12 protein-coding genes and 1 tRNA gene are annotated in these 16,625 nt (G+C 65.8%); 3 read left to right on the top strand and 10 right to left on the bottom strand.

Annotated features, from left to right (window positions below):
- Window positions 1-191 precede the first annotated feature (191 nt).
- Window positions 192-1,553 carry a DUF1552 domain-containing protein gene (locus IG178_RS22545; protein WP_193214850.1) on the bottom strand — a complete coding sequence of 454 codons (1,362 nt, stop codon included), beginning with the start codon at window positions 1,551-1,553 and terminating at the stop codon, window positions 192-194.
- On the bottom strand, window positions 1,550-4,063 hold the full coding sequence (locus IG178_RS22540; RefSeq protein ID WP_193214849.1) for a DUF1592 domain-containing protein: 2,514 nt from the start codon (window positions 4,061-4,063) through the stop codon (window positions 1,550-1,552). The genes IG178_RS22545 and IG178_RS22540 overlap by 4 nt, the downstream gene beginning before the upstream one ends.
- Window positions 4,064-4,193: 130 nt before the next feature.
- Between IG178_RS22540 and IG178_RS22535 the strand changes: the two genes are divergently transcribed.
- The gene (locus IG178_RS22535) at window positions 4,194-6,524 is read left to right on the top strand and encodes a glycoside hydrolase family 2 TIM barrel-domain containing protein (protein ID WP_226895693.1); all 2,331 of its coding nucleotides are present in this window, start codon (window positions 4,194-4,196) and stop codon (window positions 6,522-6,524) included.
- Between the two features lie 82 nt (window positions 6,525-6,606).
- On the opposite strand, the gene IG178_RS22530 is transcribed toward IG178_RS22535, so the two are convergent.
- Entirely contained in the window at window positions 6,607-7,089 is a 483-nt protein-coding gene (locus IG178_RS22530; RefSeq protein WP_193214848.1) for a hypothetical protein, read from the bottom strand.
- A gap of 136 nt (window positions 7,090-7,225) precedes the next feature.
- Between IG178_RS22530 and IG178_RS22525 the strand changes: the two genes are divergently transcribed.
- Window positions 7,226-7,522, top strand: coding sequence for a DUF6172 family protein (locus IG178_RS22525; RefSeq protein ID WP_193214847.1), 297 nt, complete (start codon window positions 7,226-7,228; stop codon window positions 7,520-7,522).
- 6 nt (window positions 7,523-7,528) lie between these two features.
- On the opposite strand, the gene IG178_RS22520 is transcribed toward IG178_RS22525, so the two are convergent.
- The 7 genes from IG178_RS22520 to IG178_RS22490 all read right to left on the bottom strand — a co-directional run bounded on the left by IG178_RS22520 (window position 7,529) and on the right by IG178_RS22490 (window position 16,135).
- On the bottom strand, window positions 7,529-8,851 hold the full coding sequence (locus IG178_RS22520; protein WP_193214846.1) for an AAA family ATPase: 1,323 nt from the start codon (window positions 8,849-8,851) through the stop codon (window positions 7,529-7,531).
- 33 nt (window positions 8,852-8,884) lie between these two features.
- On the bottom strand, window positions 8,885-9,154 hold the full coding sequence (locus IG178_RS22515; protein WP_193214845.1) for a Precorrin-3B methylase: 270 nt from the start codon (window positions 9,152-9,154) through the stop codon (window positions 8,885-8,887).
- A 7-nt stretch (window positions 9,155-9,161) separates the two neighbouring features.
- Window positions 9,162-10,607, bottom strand: a complete 1,446-nt coding sequence (dnaB, locus tag IG178_RS22510; protein WP_193214844.1) for a replicative DNA helicase — start codon at window positions 10,605-10,607, stop codon at window positions 9,162-9,164.
- Between the two features lie 202 nt (window positions 10,608-10,809).
- Window positions 10,810-11,292, bottom strand: a complete 483-nt coding sequence (gene rplI / locus IG178_RS22505; protein ID WP_193214843.1) for a 50S ribosomal protein L9 — start codon at window positions 11,290-11,292, stop codon at window positions 10,810-10,812.
- Window positions 11,293-11,359: 67 nt separating this feature from the next.
- Window positions 11,360-12,781, bottom strand: coding sequence for an Asp-tRNA(Asn)/Glu-tRNA(Gln) amidotransferase subunit GatA (gatA, locus tag IG178_RS22500; RefSeq protein ID WP_193214842.1), 1,422 nt, complete (start codon window positions 12,779-12,781; stop codon window positions 11,360-11,362).
- Window positions 12,782-12,790: 9 nt separating this feature from the next.
- On the bottom strand, window positions 12,791-13,084 hold the full coding sequence (gatC, locus tag IG178_RS22495) for an Asp-tRNA(Asn)/Glu-tRNA(Gln) amidotransferase subunit GatC (RefSeq protein ID WP_193214841.1): 294 nt from the start codon (window positions 13,082-13,084) through the stop codon (window positions 12,791-12,793).
- Window positions 13,085-13,180: 96 nt separating this feature from the next.
- Window positions 13,181-16,135: a M16 family metallopeptidase gene (locus IG178_RS22490; protein WP_193214840.1), complete on the bottom strand. Its 2,955-nt coding sequence runs from the start codon at window positions 16,133-16,135 to the stop codon at window positions 13,181-13,183.
- Window positions 16,136-16,281: 146 nt separating this feature from the next.
- Between IG178_RS22490 and IG178_RS22485 the strand changes: the two genes are divergently transcribed.
- A tRNA-Leu gene (locus IG178_RS22485) sits at window positions 16,282-16,365 on the top strand.
- Window positions 16,366-16,625: the final 260 nt, after the last annotated feature.

Genomic DNA, 16,625 nt, shown 5'->3' with positions numbered 1-16,625 from the left:
CGAAAGGACGCGAAATTTGGAAAAGGCCGAAATCCCTCCTGATTCCATGCCTTTCAAATTTCGCGTCCTTTCGCGCGATTTCGCGGTTCAAACCCAAGCCTCGAAATCTCGTGAAACTCCCGAATTTTCATCGGTGGACGCCCGGGGGAAGTCCGGCCGCCCCCGCCCGCAACTTGAAAAGTCGCGCTACTTCAGACCCCGGCGAGCCGGCCGGTGCTGTCGCCGAAGCGCTCCAGCGGGGGCGCGCCCATGGTGTCGAGCATGCTGAGGTAGAGGTTGCACAGCGGGTTCTCCTTCGCGTCCCAGGCCCGGCCCGGGTGGAAGGCACCGCCGCCATTGCCGGCGAGGACGATCGGCAGGTTGGTGTGGGTGTGGCGGTTGCCGTCGGAATTGCCGCAGCCGTAAACGATCATCGAGTTGTGAAGCACCGACTGGCCGTCGGCGTCCTTCTTGGACTCGATCAGGCTCAGGAACTCGGCGAAGCGCTCGGCGTAGAAGCGGTCGATCAGCGTGACCTTGTGGACCATGTCCGCGTTGTCGCGGTGGTGCGACAGCGCGTGGTGGCCCTCCGCGACCTCGATCTCCGGGAAGGCCCGGTTGCTGCCATCGCGCGCCAGCAGCAGCGAGGCGACGCGGGTGGCGTCGGTCTCGAAAGCCAGCGCGGTCATCTGGAACATCAAGCGAATGTATTCGTCGTAGGCCTGCGGGATGCCGTCCGGCGTGGCCATGTCGGGATCCGGGATGTCGGTGAAGCTTTCCGCGGTGACAATGCGCTCCTCGATCTCGCGCACGCCGGTGAGATACTCGTCCATCTTCGCCTTGTCGCGGTGGGTCAACTCCTTGGTCAGCGACTTGGCGTCGTCCATCACGAAGTCGAGGATCGAACGCTGCTGGGCGCGGCGGCGGGCCAGGCTTTCGCCGCGCTGGCCGGGATCGCCGGCACCGAAAAGGCGCTCGAAGACCAGCCGCGGGTTCGACTCCGGCGACAGCGGCGAGGTCGGCGTGCGCCAGGCGAGGTTCGATTCGTAGGCGCACGAGTAGCCGGAGTCGCAGCCGCCGGACTTGCGGTGCGGGTCGCAGGAAAGCTCCAGCGAGGCGAAGCGCGTGCCGCGGCCGATGTGCTGGGCGGCGATCTGGTCGATCGAAACGCCGGCCCGGATGTCGCTGCCGGCGGTCTTTTTCACCCGCACGCCGGTCAGGAAGCTGCCGTTGGCGCGGGCGTGGTCGCCGGCGCCGTCATTGCCGGGTTCGGCGTTCTTGAGATCGAGGCCCGAGATGACCTGCAGGCGGTGCTTCATCGCCTCCAGCGGGGCGAGCGTGTTCTCCAGCTTGAAGTCGTCGCCGGCCCCGCGGGCCGTCCAATGGCTCGGCACCGCGCCGTTCGGGAAATACAGGAAGGCCATCCGCAGCGGCGCGCCGCTCGCGGTGGTGGCGAACCGGGCGGCGCCGGTGGTGGCCGCGGCGGCGCGTGGCAGGAAGGCTTCGAGCGAGGGCAGGGCCAGGCAGGCTCCCATGCCACGGAGGAAACGGCGGCGGTTGAGTGGAGTGGTCATTGCGTGGGGCGTTGGCGTTTCTGAAAGGCGGGGGATTCGATGATCCCGGTGATGAGAGTGGAGAACTTGCCGCCCGACCGGTCGAGATCGGCGACAATCTCATCGACCGTGGTGATGTCGCAAGGCTCGGGTCCGCGGCCGAGGGCGTAGGTGAGCAGCTTCTCGGTGATGCAGCGGTAGAAGTCCTCGCGCCGCGAGGTGACCAGCACGCGCTTCAACTCGTTGACCGAGGTGAATTTCTCGCCGGTGATGAGCTGGCCGTCGACCGGCGGGAGCGCTTCGCCGAGTTCCTTGTCGCGCCACGAGCCGAGCGCGTTGAAATTCTCAAAGGCGAGTCCGAGAGGGTCCATGCGATTGTGGCAGGAGGCGCACAGCGATTTCTCACGGTGCATCGCGAGCGCCTCGCGCAGGCTCAACTCCTCGCCGTCGGCGGTCTTTTCGGACGCTTCGAGCGACGGGATGTTGGGCGGGGCCGGCGGCGGCGGGGTGCCGAGGATGTTGTCGAGGATGAAGACCCCGCGCTTCACCGGCGAGGTGCGGGTGGGATTCGACGTCACCGCGAGCACCGTGCCCATCGTGAGCACGCCGCCGCGCGGGCTGTCGTCCGGCAGCTTCACTAGCTTCATGTCGCCGCCGCGCACGCCGGGCACGCCGTAGTGGTTGGCGAGCTCCTCGTTGAGGAAGGTGGAATCGTTGTCGATCAGTTCCAGCACGCTGCGGTCCTCGCGCAGCAGGTGGCGGAACAGCATCTCGGCCTCGAGCTTCATCGCATGGCGAAGCGAGCCGCCGAACTCGACGCGGCCCCGGCCGCGGCGACGGAACTTCGCGCGCAGCTCCTGCATCTCGTCGCGCAAGGCGGCCAATTTCACCTCGTCGCGCGCCTTCTCCGCCTCGTCGATCTCGCGGTTGAGCCGGCGGAAGTTCTCGAAGCGCTCGCGGTTCTCTTTCTCCGATCCGCTGTCGCGGGCGATCACCGCGCGGGCGTCAATGCTCACGCCTTCAACGTCGCGCGCCTGCAACCACTGGCCGGCGAAGTTCCTGACAAACTCGTCGGACTTCCCGTCATTGAGCATCCGGTCGATCTGCGCGGGCAGATTCGTGCGCAGCTCGCCGCGCTCGGCCAGCCGGAAGAGTTCCTCGTCCGGCATCGTGGACCAAAGGAAATACGACAGCCGCGAGGCCAGCGACCACTCGTCCAGCAGCGGGTGCGCTGTCGGGTCATCGGCGGGCAAGGTGTCTTCCAACCGGAACAAGAAGCGCGGCGAAGCGAGGATGGCGGCGACCGCACGGGCGATGCCCTTTTCGAAGCTCGCACCTTCCGCGGATTCCTTCGCGAAGGCGGCGAGCTTTGCCACCGTGGCGTCATCGGCGGGCCGACGGAACGCCTTCTTCGCGAAGCGGCCGAGGATCTCGCGGCGGTAGGCGTCGCGTTCGGCCTCGTCGTCCGGCACCCGCTCGCGGGTGAAGAACCAGTCGTAGTTCGGCGGGTGCACCGCGTGTTCGGGCTCCAGCGGCCCGGTCAGGGTGATGCCGCCCAGTTCCAGATGCACGTACGGCGGGCCGTCGCCGAGGTCCGGCGGTTGCTGGTCCTTGCCGACCAGCGGCTCCATTTCGAAATGCAGCGCGTACTCGCCCGGCTGCCATTTCACCTCGATTTCGGAAACCAGGCGGCTGTCGCCCCATTTCACCTCCTGGTCGAGCTGTTGCTTGCCATCGACCGACCACTTCACCCTGGCGCGGCCCGGGTCGTAGGAAAACGATCCGCGCGGCCCGGCATTGAAGGTCACGCGGTAGGTTCCGGCCGTCCCGATCTTGAGCTTCGCGGTGAGGTCGGCGGGGTCGTAGAGCGAGAGATGATAGTGCCAGTCGTCGCGGCCCCGCTCGCCTTTGCCCCGGAACATCCCGGCGGGATAGTTCTTCTTCGGCGTGATCCGGCTCTCCAGTGGCAGGGCCTTCTCGACGATGGTCTCGGCGGCCTGCATGTATTTCTCCAGCAGCAGCGGCGAGGTCGTCAGCACGTCGCCGATGTTGTCGAAGCCGTAGCCGGTGTCGTCGGCCGGGAACTCTTCGTCGGTGCGGAAATCATGGCCGGTCAGCTCGCGCACCGTGTTGCGGTACTCGATCCGGTTCAGTCGCCGCAGCGTCACCCGGCCGGGATCCGGGTTCGCGGGGTCGAGCTTCAGCGGCACCCGCTTGATCCACTCGACCAGCGTCGCCAGGTCATCGGGCGACAGCGGATCCTTCTTCGGCGGCGGCATGATCCCGGCGCGCACGTTGCGCAGCGCGTGGTCCCAGAGCTTGGTCTGGTCGGTCAGTTCGTCGAACGATCCAAACGAGTCGAAGGCGACCTTGCCCTTCTTCGCGCCGTCGCCGTGGCAATTGTAACAGTGGTCCTCGAGGATCGGCAGGATCCGGTCCTCGAAGTCCGCGAGTTCGTCGGCCCGACCGGTTTCGAGAGCGAACAGGGCGACAGCCAGGGGCAAGGAGAGCGGTGAGAGGCGGACGGACATCAAATCGGGTTGGAATATGGAAGGAAAACGGTGTGGGGCGAAACGTTGCGGAATTGCCGGATATTGCACGGCTGCCGCATAACCCGATCTGGGAATCGGCAGGGTGGGATCGATTCCCTTCAATCGCGTCATGAAAGCGTTCTTTTGGGGCCTTGCGACCGCGATGTGGCTTGTTTCCCCGGCTTGGGCCCGCGAGGTGAGATCCCTGGATGCGGGCTGGAGCTTCTTCCAAGGCGATGCCCCCGGCGCGGAGAAGCCGGATTTCGACAGCTCCGGCTGGCGGGTTGTCCGCGTTCCGCACGACTGGAGCATCGCGGGGAGTTTCGAGAAATCGGCGCCGACGACCGGGTCGGGCGGCTGGCTGCCATCGGGCGTGGCGTGGTACCGGAAATCCCTCGATCTGCCGGAGGACCTCGGCGGACGCCGGGTGTGGGTGGAGTTCGACGGGGTGATGGCCAACAGCCGGGTCTGGCTCAACGGCGACCTGCTGGGCGAGCGCCCGAACGGCTACGTCAGCTTCCGCCACGACCTGACGGACCGGTTGAAATCGGCAAACGTGCTGGTGGTGAAAGCCGACACCTCGGCCCAACCGGCATCGCGCTGGTACACCGGCGCGGGGATCTATCGCCACGTCCGGCTGGTGATCGCCGATCCGGTCCACGTCGCGCCTTGGGGCGTTTTCGTGAGCACTCCCGTGGCGGACGAGTCGAACGCCACGGTCAAGGTGGCAACGTCCGTGATCAACGGCGGCGGGGAAGATCGCGAAATCACGATCAAATCGGCCGTCCTCGGTCCGGACGGCAAGCAGGTCGCCGCCGCGGAGTCCGCGCTCTCCGTCGCCGCGGGGAAGACCGGAGAACTTGTCCAAGACATCGCCGTCCCTGAACCCGCGCTGTGGGACGTGGAAAGCCCTCATTTGCACCAGCTCGTCACCACCCTGTTCGTCGCCGGGAAAGCCGTCGACGAGGTCCGCACGCCCTTCGGCATCCGGACCGCGGAGTTCACCACCGACCGGGGCTTCGTGCTCAATGGCAAGCGCGTGAAGCTGAAAGGCGTCTGCCTGCACCACGATGGCGGCGCGGTCGGTGCCGCCGTGCCGCTGGGTGTCTGGGAGCGCCGGCTCTCCAAGCTCCGCGAGCTCGGCGTGAACGCCATCCGCACCGCCCACAATCCCGTCGCGCCGGAGTTCCTGGATCTCTGCGACCGCCGCGGCTTCCTGGTGATGGACGAGTTCTTCGACTGCTGGACGAAGGGCAAGAACCGGCACGATTACCACCTGCATTTCAAGAAATGGGCGCACACCGACTTGCGCGACGGCATCCTGCGCGACCGCAACCACCCCAGCGTCGTCCTTTACTCGGTCGGCAACGAGATCCACGACACGCCCAAGCCCGACCTCGCCAAGCCGATCCTCAAGGGCCTGGTCGATGTCTGCCACGCCACCGACCCGACCCGTCCGGTCACCCAGGCGTTGTTCCGGCCGAATGTTTCCGGCGATTTCACCAATGGCCTCGCCGACCTGCTCGATGTCATCGGCGTGAACTACCGCGATGCCGAGCTGCTCCAGGCGTGGAAAGACAAGCCCGGCCGCAAGATCGTCGGCACCGAGCAGGGCCACGACCGCTCGACCTGGCTCGAGTGCCGCGACCACCCGCAGCACGCCGGCCAGTTCCTCTGGGTGGGCATCGACTACCTCGGCGAGGCCCGCACCTGGCCGGTGACCACTTTCAACGCCGGCCTGCTCGATCGCGCCGGCTTCGTCCAGCCGCGCGGCGTCGAGCGCCGGAGCTGGTGGAGTGAAAAACCGATGGTCGGCGTGTTCCGCCGGCTCGCCGCCACCGAGGCGACCCCCGCGGATCCGGGCTACGAGGCGGTCGAGTGGAAACGCCGCCAAGTCCTTTTCCCCGACTGGACGCCGGCCGACCGCGGGCCGCACCGGGAGAACGTCGAGGTCTATTCAAACGCCGCCGAGGTCGAGCTCTTCCTCAATGGCGAGTCCCTCGGCAAGCGCGCCACCCGCAAGGACGCCGGCGCGCTGAACTGGAAGGTCGACTTCGCGCCCGGAACCCTCGAGGCGGTCGCGTTCACCGATGGCAAGGAAGTCGCCCGCGACACCCTCTGCACCGCCGGAGAACCCGCGAAGATCGTCCTGTCGGCCGACCGCTCCGATCTAACGGTCGGCTGGGACCAGGTAGCCCACGTGGAGCTGAGGGTGGTCGATCAGGCCGGCACGGTGGTTCCTTCGGCATCCAACAAGATCCACTTCGCCGTCGAGGGGCCGGGCGCGGTGATCGGCGTGGACAACGGCTCGATCGTCAGTCACGAGCGCTTCCAATCGATGGACCGCCACGCATTCCAAGGACGGGCGCTCGCGATCCTGCGGCGGGGGCAGGGGGAGGGGGAGATTGTGCTGAAGGCGACCGCGGACGGCTTGGAGGGAGCGTCCGTCACCTTCCATTAGAGGGGATGAGGCCCGGCCGGGGCGAGGGGGGAAGGTTGACCAAGACCTGTGGCCCCGCCCCGACCGATATCGCTCATGAAAACTAGCGGGTGAAAACCGCGAGGGACGCATCGATCCCCGGCGTGAAGTTCTTCAGCCGGCTGGCGCGGGCTTGCAGCTGGCCGTTGATCTCTTCCACGACGATGGTGGAAGGCAGGAAGCCGTAGTTGCTTGCGCGCCATTCCGACCAGGCAACGCGAGGGCCGTCCCAGATGCGGTGGGCCGCGCAGTTAACCTTCGCGTGGTAGCGGCGGGAGATGCCTTGTTGGCGATCGCTGTCGCTGAGGGGGAGTTTCACGACGTCGACGATCTTGAGGCCCTTCATCTCGATGCGGTTTTCGAAACTGCCGAGCTGGTGGGTGGTGCGGGCGATCCCGGTCGGGCTGATGACCATGGCGCGGGTGAGCAGGTCGGTCGTGGCGGCCTGGACCTCGCGTTGTTCATTCAGGCGGACCGGGGTGACCTCTTGCTGGGCGGCGACCGGCAGGATCGAGAGCAGGAGCGTGGCAAGCAGTGCGTGTTTCATGGCGACAGATTGCCGAAACTTCGCATTACCTAACATTCCGGGATCGCGTGGGTTCCGCATACGCGATCGCGGGATGCCCGAAGTTGCCGCGGATCGCATTGGACAAGCGTCGCCGCCGCCGCCACAAGGCCCTGCAATGAAGAAGACGTTTGCCCTCGATGTTTCCGGCCGCAAGCCCGGCACGGTGATGGATGCGATCAAGCACGAGATCCGGAAATACTTCAAACGCGAGCGCCGCAAGCCCCGGCCCGAGGGCGTGGATTACTGGGATTTCGACTGCAAGGTGGGCGCCGGCGGAGCGGAACCCGTCGCGAAGCATCCCGGGGATGTGGAGAAGGCGATCGAAGCCTTGCAGAAGGGCGGCACCACGGAGGTCTACGTCGAGATCCTGGCGAAGCCAGGGGTGCGGACGAAGCGGGATGACGGGGAGTGAAGGTGCTCAGGCGGGGGGCTGACCGGATGCCCCCAGCAAGCTCATCGTCAGCGGGCCGCCCGCAACCATCAGCTCGGCCAGCGCGGCCGCGAGGTGGCGGTCGCTGACCACGATGTCGCCGTCTTTCTCGAGTGCGGCGTGGACCGCCGCCTTGCGCAGCAGTTCGCGGATGAACGCCGCGCTGACGCCTTCGGTCCGTTGCACCAGCTCGTCGAGATGCTGCAACTCGAAGGTCAGGCCCTTGCCGTAGAGTTCGATCAAGCGCCGCCGGCAGCTGGCATCCGGCGGCGGGATCTCGATCGCCTGGTCGATCCGCCCGGGCCGAGCCGCCAGCGCCGGTTCCAGCACGTCCGGCCGGTTGGTGGTGAGGATGAATAGCAGGTCGGCATCGTCGGCCAGGCCGTCCATCTGGTTGAGCAGCTCGAACAGCACGGCGTTGGCCCCGACCACCTGATCCTCGCGCTTGGTGCCGATCAGGTCGACGTCTTCGAGGATCAGCGTCGACGGCTGCAGGACCCTGGCCATGGCGACCGCCTGCTGGATCATCCCCAGGTCCCCGCCGGTCAGCAGGAAGACGGTGCGCTCCGGCATCCGTGAACCGAGATACATCGCGGAGAAGGTCTTGCCGGTTCCCGGGGGGCCGTGGAAGAGCACGCCGCGTTTCAGATGGCGGCCGGCGGCCTTGAGGCGTTCGGCCTGCTGGCTGAAGTCGACGGTGTGGCGCTCGATCCGGCGCAGGACTTCTTCCGGGAGGATCACCTCGTCGCGGTCGATTCGGGGCAACTGGTGGAACTTGACCGAGACGCCGCGGTAGCAATCGCCCTCGAGCGACAGCACCCCGCCGCGGAAGGCCTTGCCGGCACGGGTTTCGGTCTCGACGATCCGGAGGAAATGTTCGGCCAGTTCGCGATCGGCCGCCATGACCTCCAACCTCAAGCCGGGGGTGGGGGAATAGCGTTCCCCCTCATCGATCAGCAAGGCCAGCGGCTGATTGCGATGATGGAACAGGCGCAGGCCCCGTTTCACGCAGGCGAGGCGACGTTCACCCGGGAGGGTCTCGTCGACGAGGGATACCGGCCCTTCGTCGAACTGGGCGGCACTGGTAGACCGGGAGAGCTTCGACAGCGAGGCGATCGAGTAGTCATTTTGAATGATGACTCCTAACAAGTCGCCCTCGTCACCGGTGAGTTCCTCGAGCGCCTGGTGAAGGTTCGGGCGATCATACTTCGGGAAGTTCCGCTCGATCACCGGCAGCTTGCCGGGGTCGGTCCCGAAATGTGTGGTGAGCTTTTTCAGCAATCCGGGCGTGGCCTTCGACTTCTTTCCCATGGGACGGAGTTCTCGGGCGCGCCCCGGCCGCCGTCAATGTTTCCCTCCCGGCGGCGTCCGGTCCTCGCCGAAATATTTCTCGCTGCGGTAGCGGAGCCACACCCGCAGCGTCTGCGGCACCTTTTCCCGCTCCTCCTTGCTGAGGGTCTCGTAGAGGGCCATGGCCTTCTGCCGCTCGCCCCGGCAAGCGGCATTGCGGTGCGCGTCCCAGAGGCTCCTGGCCAGCCGGATCCGGCGGTTGACTTCCTTGATCAGTGCCGCGCCTGCCAACGGCTTTGCATTGGCTTTCTTTTTGGGCGGCATGGCTTGCTCAATGTTCGTCGTGCTCGTCGCGGGCACGGGTTTCGAAGCGCATCAGCTCGGCGATGAAGGTGAGCGGACAGTGCCCGGTTTCGCCATTACGGTTCTTGGCGAGGACCAGCTCCGCCTTGCCGGCGGACTCTTCCTTCTCCTCCTCGGTTTCGGCGTAGTAGGCGGTCCGGTAGAGCAGGCCGATCATGTCGGCATCCTGCTCGATGGTTCCGGATTCACGGAGGTCCGACATCCGCGGCACCCCGAGCGACTTGCCGGTGCGGCCTTCCGGACCGCGGTTGAGCTGGGCGAGGACCAGGATGGGAATCCCGAGTTCCTTGGCGAGCCCCTTGATGCCGGCGGAAATTTCACCGATTTCACGCTCACGGGAGTTCTGGGCCTGCTTGGAGCCGGATTTGAGGAGCTGCAGGTAGTCGATGGCGATGAAGCCGATGTCGTCCTCGCGCTTCCGCCGCCGTGCCTTGGCCCGCAGGGTGTCGATCGGGATCCCCGCGGTATCGTCGACGAACAGCTTGGCCGAGGCGATCTCCTCGGCGGCGCGCTTGATCCGCAACAGGTCCTCCTTGCGTGGCTTGAAGCCCTTGCCCATCTGGGCCATCGCGAAGCGGGCCCGCGAGAACACCAAACGCTGGACGATCTGGAACGCCGTCATTTCGCAGGAAAACACCATGGTCGGCACGCCTTGATCGACGCAGATGTGCTCCGCCACGTTCATCATGAACGAGGTCTTGCCCATCGACGGACGGGCGGCGACGACAAACATTTCCCCGGGCTTCAGCCCCTTGCACATGCGGTCGAGGTCGCTGTAGCCGGTCGGGGCGCCCTGGACCTGGACGTCGCCGGACAAGAGGGCCTCGAAATGGCTGATGACCTCGCTGACCGATTGCTTGATGTGGAAGCCGCGCGAAGACTCGGTGCCCTGGCGGATCCCCAGCACGCTGGATTCGACCCGGTCCAGCAGCGTGAGTGTTTCCTCCGGGTTGTCGAAGGCCTCGGTCACCGCCTCGGTGCAGGTGCGGATGACCGACCGAAGGACGAACTTGTCCTTCACCAGGGCCAGATGACCGGCGAAGTGGGCCGCATTCGGGGCGTAGGTGAAAATGTCGGTAATGGCGGCCGGTCCGCCCACGCTGTCCAGCAGCCCGCGGTCGTGGAGCAACTGGACGAGGGAGACGAGCTCGATCTCCTGCCCCTTGGCATTGAGGTCGCGGAGGGTTTCAAAGAGCAGCCCGTGGCCCGGCAGGTAGAAGTGATCGCGGGTCAGGCCCTCCTCCAACGCCATGCCGATCCACTGTTCCGGATCCTTGAGCATCGAGGACAGGATGCTCTTCTCCGGCCCCAATGCGTGGGGCATCGCGCGGGTCACGTCGGATCCGCTGCCGGGATCGGTCGACTGCAGGGTGGGCGATTCGGGGGAACGGGCGGGCTTGGTGTCGGCGGCCATGGGTGCGGGCGGGGACTCTGCCAGTCCCGGGCCGTCGCGGTCAATCTGGGGAACCTGTGAATAAATTTGGGAACAACTTTGGAGGTTTCCGGATCGTGCAATATGCGGCCATCCGTTTCGGGTCCACCGCGGCTCCTCCGGGTCCAGGAATGCAAAAAGCGCGACCCCTTGCGGAGCCGCGCCTTGTGGAAAACGTTGCGAATCAGGCTTCGGTTTCCTCTTCCTTCGCCTCGCCGGTGGCTTCGACGTTGATGGTGAGGATGGTGCTGATTTCAGAGTGGACCTTGACCACGACCTCGTGCTTGCCGGACTTCTTGATCGGCTTTTCGAGTTCGATGGCGTGGCGGTCGATGTTGATGCCGGCGGCTTCGAGTTCCTTGTGGATGTCGAGCGAGGTGACCGAGCCGAACGCCTTGCCTCCCTGGCCGAGTTCGAGCGTGAACTTCGGACGGAGCTTGGAAACCTTGGCGGCCACTTCCTTGGCGGCTTCGAGTTCCTCGGCTTCGCGCTTGGCGCGGGAGGCCTTGAGGTTCTCGACGTGGCGGAGGTTCGAGCGGGTCGCTTCGTAAGCCTTGCCCTGCGGGATCAGGAAGTTACGGGCGTAGCCGGCACGGACCTTGACGACATCGGCCTCGGCACCGAGACCTTCGATTTTTTCTTTGAGAATGACTTGAGCGTTGGCCATGAGAGTCGTTGGTCGATTGTTGGGGCGGGGGAGGTAGGCTGCAGTGCCCGTCCAGTCAAGGAAAGATTCACAGTTCGGCGGCCTTGGCCACCCGCAGCAACGTGGCTTCTGCCAAGTGCGGGGCGAGGATTTGCAGCCCGACCGGCAGTTGGGTGCCGGATTCCGAGGCCACGCTGCCACAGGGCACCGAGATCCCGCAGATCCCGGCGAGGTTGGCTCCGAGGGTCAGAATGTCGGAGAGATACTCGTGCAAGGGGTCGTCAGCGAACTCGCCGAGCTTGCGGGCCGGCGCCGGGGCGACCGGGGTGAGGATGGCGTCGACCTGCCCGAATGCCGTCTCGAAGTCCTTGCGGATCAGGGTGCGGACCTTCTGCGCCCGCGAGTAGTAGGCGTCGTAGTAGCCGGACGAAAGGACGTAGGTGCCGAGGATGATGCGGCGCTTCACCTCGGGGCCGAAGCCCTCTTCGCGGGAGCGGCAGTAGAGGTCGAGCAGGTCGGCGGGGGCCTCGGCACGCTTGCCGTAGCGGATGCCGTCGAAGCGCGACAGGTTCGAGGAGGCCTCGGCCGGAGCGATGATGTAATAGGTGGCCACCGCGTGCTCGGTGTGCGGCAGGGAGATTTCGACGAGTTCGGCGCCGGCGGTCTCCAGGCGCTTGGCGGCAGCCTCGACGTGGGCGCGGACCTGCGGGTCGATCCCTTCCCCGAAGTATTCCTTCGGGATGCCGAGGCGCATGCCGGCGACCCCTTTCCCGAGCTCTTCGGAGTAATCGGGCACCGGCACGTCGAGGCAGGTGGAATCCCGGATGTCGGGACCGGCGATCGCTTGCAACAGCAGGGCGGCGTCCTCGACGGTCTTCGTCAGCGGGCCGATCTGGTCGAGCGACGAGGCGAAAGCCACGAGCCCGTAACGGGAGACTCGGCCGTAGGAGGGCTTGAGCCCGACCACCCCGCAGTGGGAGGCCGGCTGGCGGATCGAACCGCCGGTGTCGGAACCGAGCGCCGCGATGGCGAGGTCGGCGGCGACGGCCGCGGCGGAACCTCCGGACGAACCGCCGGCGATGCGTTCGCGGTCGCGGGGATTGCGGGTGAGCTGCAGCGCGGAATTCTCGGTGGCGGATCCCATCGCGAATTCGTCCATGTTGGTGCGTCCCAAGAGCACTGCTCCGGCGTCGCGCAGCCGGCGGGTGACGGTGGCGTCGTAGGGCGCGGTGTAGCCGGTTTCGAGAAACCGCGACCCGCAGGTGCAGGGTTGACCGAGAGCGTTGATATTGTCCTTCAGCGCGATCGGCAACCCGCCGAGCGGCAGGCTGAGGTCGGCCCCGGCCGCGGCGGCACGGGCGCCTTCAAGGTCGAGGGACAGGTAGGCGCCGATGTCGGAGTCGCGGGCGGCAATGGCTGACGCGAGGTCGTCGACGATGTCGACCGCCGTGATTTCGCCGGCAACCAGCTGCTTGCGCAGGGCGGACAGGGTGGAGGTGGAGAGTGACATGGCGGGAAATCAGGCGTCGGCGATGACCTTGGGGACGCGGATCTGGTCTTGTGCCTGGTCGGGGGCATTCCGCAGCACGGCCTCGCGCGGCAGGCTCGCGCCGGGCACGTCCTCCCGCATCACGTCGTAAACGGGCGCGGGGTAGGAGGTGGGCTCGATGCCGGCGACGTCCAGTGCCGACAGCGATTCGACGTGGCCGAGGATCGCATCGAGCTGGCGCTGGAAAACGGAGGTTTCCTCCTCGCTGAGTTCGAGCCGGGCGAGGCCGGCGACGTAGCGGACGTCGATGTGTTCGGTAGCCATTCGGCGCGGATTGGAGAGGAAAGCCCGCGCCGGGGCAAGGGCGTGTTCCGCGGGCGCGCCGGATTCATCCACGGCGCGCTCCATCCGGCGGCGAGCTTATTTCTCCTCCGGGAAGATCTGCACCTTGAGCGCGTTCTTCTCGACGAAGTATTTCTTGGCGATGGCGTTCAGCTCCTCGGGGGTGATCGAGGCGTAGTCCTCGTCGCGGCCGCGGATCAGGTCGAGCCGCTTCGGTTCTTCCTGGGACTGGGAAAGCACGGTACCGAGCCAGTAGCCGTTGTCGCGCTTCGACTTGTCCATCTGGGCCTGCAGCGGCTTGCGGGCGCGGTCGAGCTCGTCCTCGTCGGTGCCGTCCTCCGCCAGGCTGGCGCCGAGGGCGGCGGAGATGTCGGCGAGCTCCTGGGTGGCGTCCGCCTTGCCGATGCAGTTCGCCGCGACGAAGCCGAAGTCCTCGAGTCCTTCCGATCCGTTGGCCCCGGCCCGCGGGCTGTAGGAGGCTCCGAGCTTTTCGCGGATCTCCTTGCGCAGGCGGTCGCTTAGGATCTCCGCCAGCAGGTTGAGGCGACGGAATTCCTTGATGTTGCCACGCAGGCCCTTGGTTTTCCAGATCACCATGGCGGTCCCTTGGGCAATCTTGCTGTCGTAGGTAAACTCCTTGCTGGTGGGGAGCTTCGGGAAGGTCACCTTGCGCGCCGCGGCCAGCTCGGCCTTCTCGGCGGCGCGCTCGGGCAGCGCCCCGAAGGTCTTCAGCACCAGCGGGAGCATGGTGCTCTCGTCGAAATCCCCGACAATGCTCAGCTCGAGGTAGTCCTTGGTGAGGGCCGGGGTGATCCACTTGCGGACGTCGTCGAAGGTGTAGGAACCGAGCTGTTCCTCGGTCGGCACCGACCAGCGGGAGTCACCGCCGTGCAGCCAGGCATTCATCTCGGCCTGGGCCCCGTTGGGCGAGTGGCGGAGCTGTTGGAAGATCATCGGGATGGCCTTCTTGAACTGGCTCAGCGCCTCTTCTCGGTAGCCCGGGTCGGTCAACTGCGCGCACATGATCTGCAGTTGCAGCTCCAGGTCTTCCGGGGTGCTGCGCCCGGAGAGCGTGAAGGTGTCGTCGTCGATCCCGAAGTCGGTGCGCACGTTGCGTCCCGCGAGGATCTGCTGCAGGTCGTCGATGGAGTGCTTGCCAAGGCCGCCGGCGTCGAAGACCCCGCCGGTGAACATGTCGAGACCGGGGGAGTCCTCCGGCTGGGTCAGCTTGCCGGAGCCGAAGCGGGCGAGCAGCCGGACCGTCGATTTCTCGAAGTCGGTCTTCTTGAAGTTCAGGCGGATGCCGTTGGAGAGGACGCATTGGGACATGCCGAGGTCCTCGATGTCCTTGCGGGACTCGACCGTGCCGGCATCGCCGAAATCGGTGTAGGCCCAGGCTTCCACCTGCTTCTGCTCGGGTGCCTCGACCTTCTGGTTACGGGACTCCTCGTAGATGGAAAGCAGCTGTGCCTTGGCGTCTTCCGGTTCCTCCTTGGTGGTCAGGACCAGGTGCAGGCCTCGGTCGGCCCAGAATTCGCGGAACGCGGCGTGGCAGGTTTCCGGTGTGGTGCTGTCCAGCCCCTTGGTGATGATTTCCAGATCGGTCCCGGGCGTGGAAAGAACGCTGCCATCGTTGATGGTTCGGGCGATGCCGGTGGCAAGGCCGTCGGACTTGCGGCTCGGCTCGGTCTTCACGGCCTGCTCGTAGGCATTGAGCACGTTGGCCTTGGCTTCGGCGATCTCTGCTTCGGTGAATCCGAACTCAAGGGCCCTGCGGTATTCCTGTTCCATCACCGGCAGGGCTTCCTGCCAGCGTTCACCGGTCACGGTCACGTCGAAGGAGCCGAGCTCCGCATGGTTGAAAAGCTCGGAGCGGCTTGCACTGCCATTGGTGATCGGGGAATTCTCCTGCTTGGCGAGACGCTCGAAGCGGCGGCCGATCGCGGCGTGGGCCAGGTCCAGCGGCAGCATGGAAAGGCGCCGGGCGGAGGTGTCCGGGACCCGGCTGAAGGGACGCACGGAAACCAGGGAGAGGTCGGTCGAGGTCACTTCCTTGTCGGTGAAGACCGCGGCCTCGACGCCTTCCGGCGCTTTCACCTCGCCGAGATCTGGGTTCGCTCCCGGTTCGGCCGGGTTGCTCATGCTGCCGAAGGTTGCCGCGATGGTTGCCTCGATCTTGTCCGGGTCGATGTCCCCGACCACCACGAAGGTCATCCGCTCTGGGGTATAGTAGCGGGTGTAGAAGTCGACGAAGCGCTCGCGCGGGGCGGTTTCGATCACCTTCTCGTCGCCGATCGGGAAGCGCTTGGTGATCAGGGATCCCGGCAGCAGCTCGTCGAACTGCTGTTCCATCAGGCGGTAGCTGACCGAGTCGCGGCTGGTCTTTTCGGAAAGAATGACGCCGCGTTCGTTGTCGATCTCCTTGATGTCGAGCTTGGCCCCGTCGCCGAAGTCGCGCATCACGGTGAAGCCGAGGTCGAGCATCTCGCCGGAGATGTCCGGCAGGTCGAGCATGTAGACGGTTTCGTCGAACGAGGTGTAGGCGTTGACGTGGGCGCCGAATGCGATCCCCAGCCGCTGCATCCGTGGGATCAGCTCTTCCGGGGTGAAGTTCTTGGAGCCGTTGAAAACCATGTGTTCCAGGAAGTGGGCGACGCCGCGCTGGTCGTCGGCTTCCATCAGCGAGCCGGCGGCGATGTGCAGGCGCAGCGAAAGGCGGCCCGGCGGCTCGGCGTTCGGATAGATGATGTAGCGCATGCCGTTGGGCAGCTTTCCGAAGACCGCCTTCGGATCGACGGCGATATCGCTTTCGTCCTGCGGCCAGTCCTTGGCTTTGGCTTTGGCTTCGGCGACGGCAGTGTCGGTCTTGACGGTTTCGGGTGCTTCTTCAACGGCCGCCTCCTCAACCGGTGCAGCCGCTGTGGCGGGTGCCTCGGCGACCGGCGCCGGAGGCGGTTCCGGCGAGCGGATGAGAAAGAAGGCGGCGACGGCCGCGAGAAGCAGGCTGAGGATGAGTGGAGCGGGGTTCCGCATGGTGCGAGCAGGCTGAATTGAGGTGGTCCGGATTGGCAACGGCGAAGCGTCGCCGGGGGCTGGTAATTTTTCGAAGAATCGGTGTTGCAAAAGTTTTCGTCCCGTGATGCTTTCGCGGCCCGCCGATCCGGCGGGGCAAAAACAAAGCGCGCGTGGCGGAATTGGTAGACGCGCATGATTCAGGTTCATGTGGGAGCAATCCTGTGGAGGTTCGAGTCCTCTCGCGCGTATGTTTTGTTTTAGGCGGTAGATACCGGAGGCGATCCGCCTCCGGTTTTTTGTTTCTACGAGGATCATACGGTGTGGCCGGAGATGTCCTCCCGGCATGTGGTCAGGCTCTTGCGTGGGGCCGGGTTCCTCGGCGAAGATCATTGACGTCGACGGGTTCCGACGGCGGTGGATCGATTTGATGGACGACTGCCGCAACCGATGGCTCCGTGGACTTCAATCACGAAGGGGGAGCGCAGGCCGGCCTTTTCTTTCAGGTCGG

This window comes from Neoluteolibacter marinus (assembly GCF_014904755.1).
Classification (GTDB): Bacteria; Verrucomicrobiota; Verrucomicrobiia; order Verrucomicrobiales; family Akkermansiaceae; genus Haloferula; species Haloferula marina.
Note: the sequence above shows the minus strand (reverse complement) of the source record. Positions and strands in the feature narration are given on the sequence as shown.

Coding starts and splice junctions, on each gene's coding strand:
- rplI (WP_193214843.1), bottom strand. CDS start 11,292: ATGGCCAACGCTCAAGTCATTCTCAAAGAAAAAATCGAAGGTCTCGGT.
- IG178_RS22530 (WP_193214848.1), bottom strand. CDS start 7,089: ATGAAACACGCACTGCTTGCCACGCTCCTGCTCTCGATCCTGCCGGTC.
- IG178_RS22535 (WP_226895693.1), top strand. CDS start 4,194: ATGAAAGCGTTCTTTTGGGGCCTTGCGACCGCGATGTGGCTTGTTTCC.
- IG178_RS22545 (WP_193214850.1), bottom strand. CDS start 1,553: ATGACCACTCCACTCAACCGCCGCCGTTTCCTCCGTGGCATGGGAGCC.
- IG178_RS22540 (WP_193214849.1), bottom strand. CDS start 4,063: ATGTCCGTCCGCCTCTCACCGCTCTCCTTGCCCCTGGCTGTCGCCCTG.
- gatC (WP_193214841.1), bottom strand. CDS start 13,084: ATGGCTACCGAACACATCGACGTCCGCTACGTCGCCGGCCTCGCCCGG.
- dnaB (WP_193214844.1), bottom strand. CDS start 10,607: ATGGCCGCCGACACCAAGCCCGCCCGTTCCCCCGAATCGCCCACCCTG.
- gatA (WP_193214842.1), bottom strand. CDS start 12,781: ATGTCACTCTCCACCTCCACCCTGTCCGCCCTGCGCAAGCAGCTGGTT.
- IG178_RS22515 (WP_193214845.1), bottom strand. CDS start 9,154: ATGCCGCCCAAAAAGAAAGCCAATGCAAAGCCGTTGGCAGGCGCGGCA.
- IG178_RS22525 (WP_193214847.1), top strand. CDS start 7,226: ATGAAGAAGACGTTTGCCCTCGATGTTTCCGGCCGCAAGCCCGGCACG.
- IG178_RS22490 (WP_193214840.1), bottom strand. CDS start 16,135: ATGCGGAACCCCGCTCCACTCATCCTCAGCCTGCTTCTCGCGGCCGTC.
- IG178_RS22520 (WP_193214846.1), bottom strand. CDS start 8,851: ATGGGAAAGAAGTCGAAGGCCACGCCCGGATTGCTGAAAAAGCTCACC.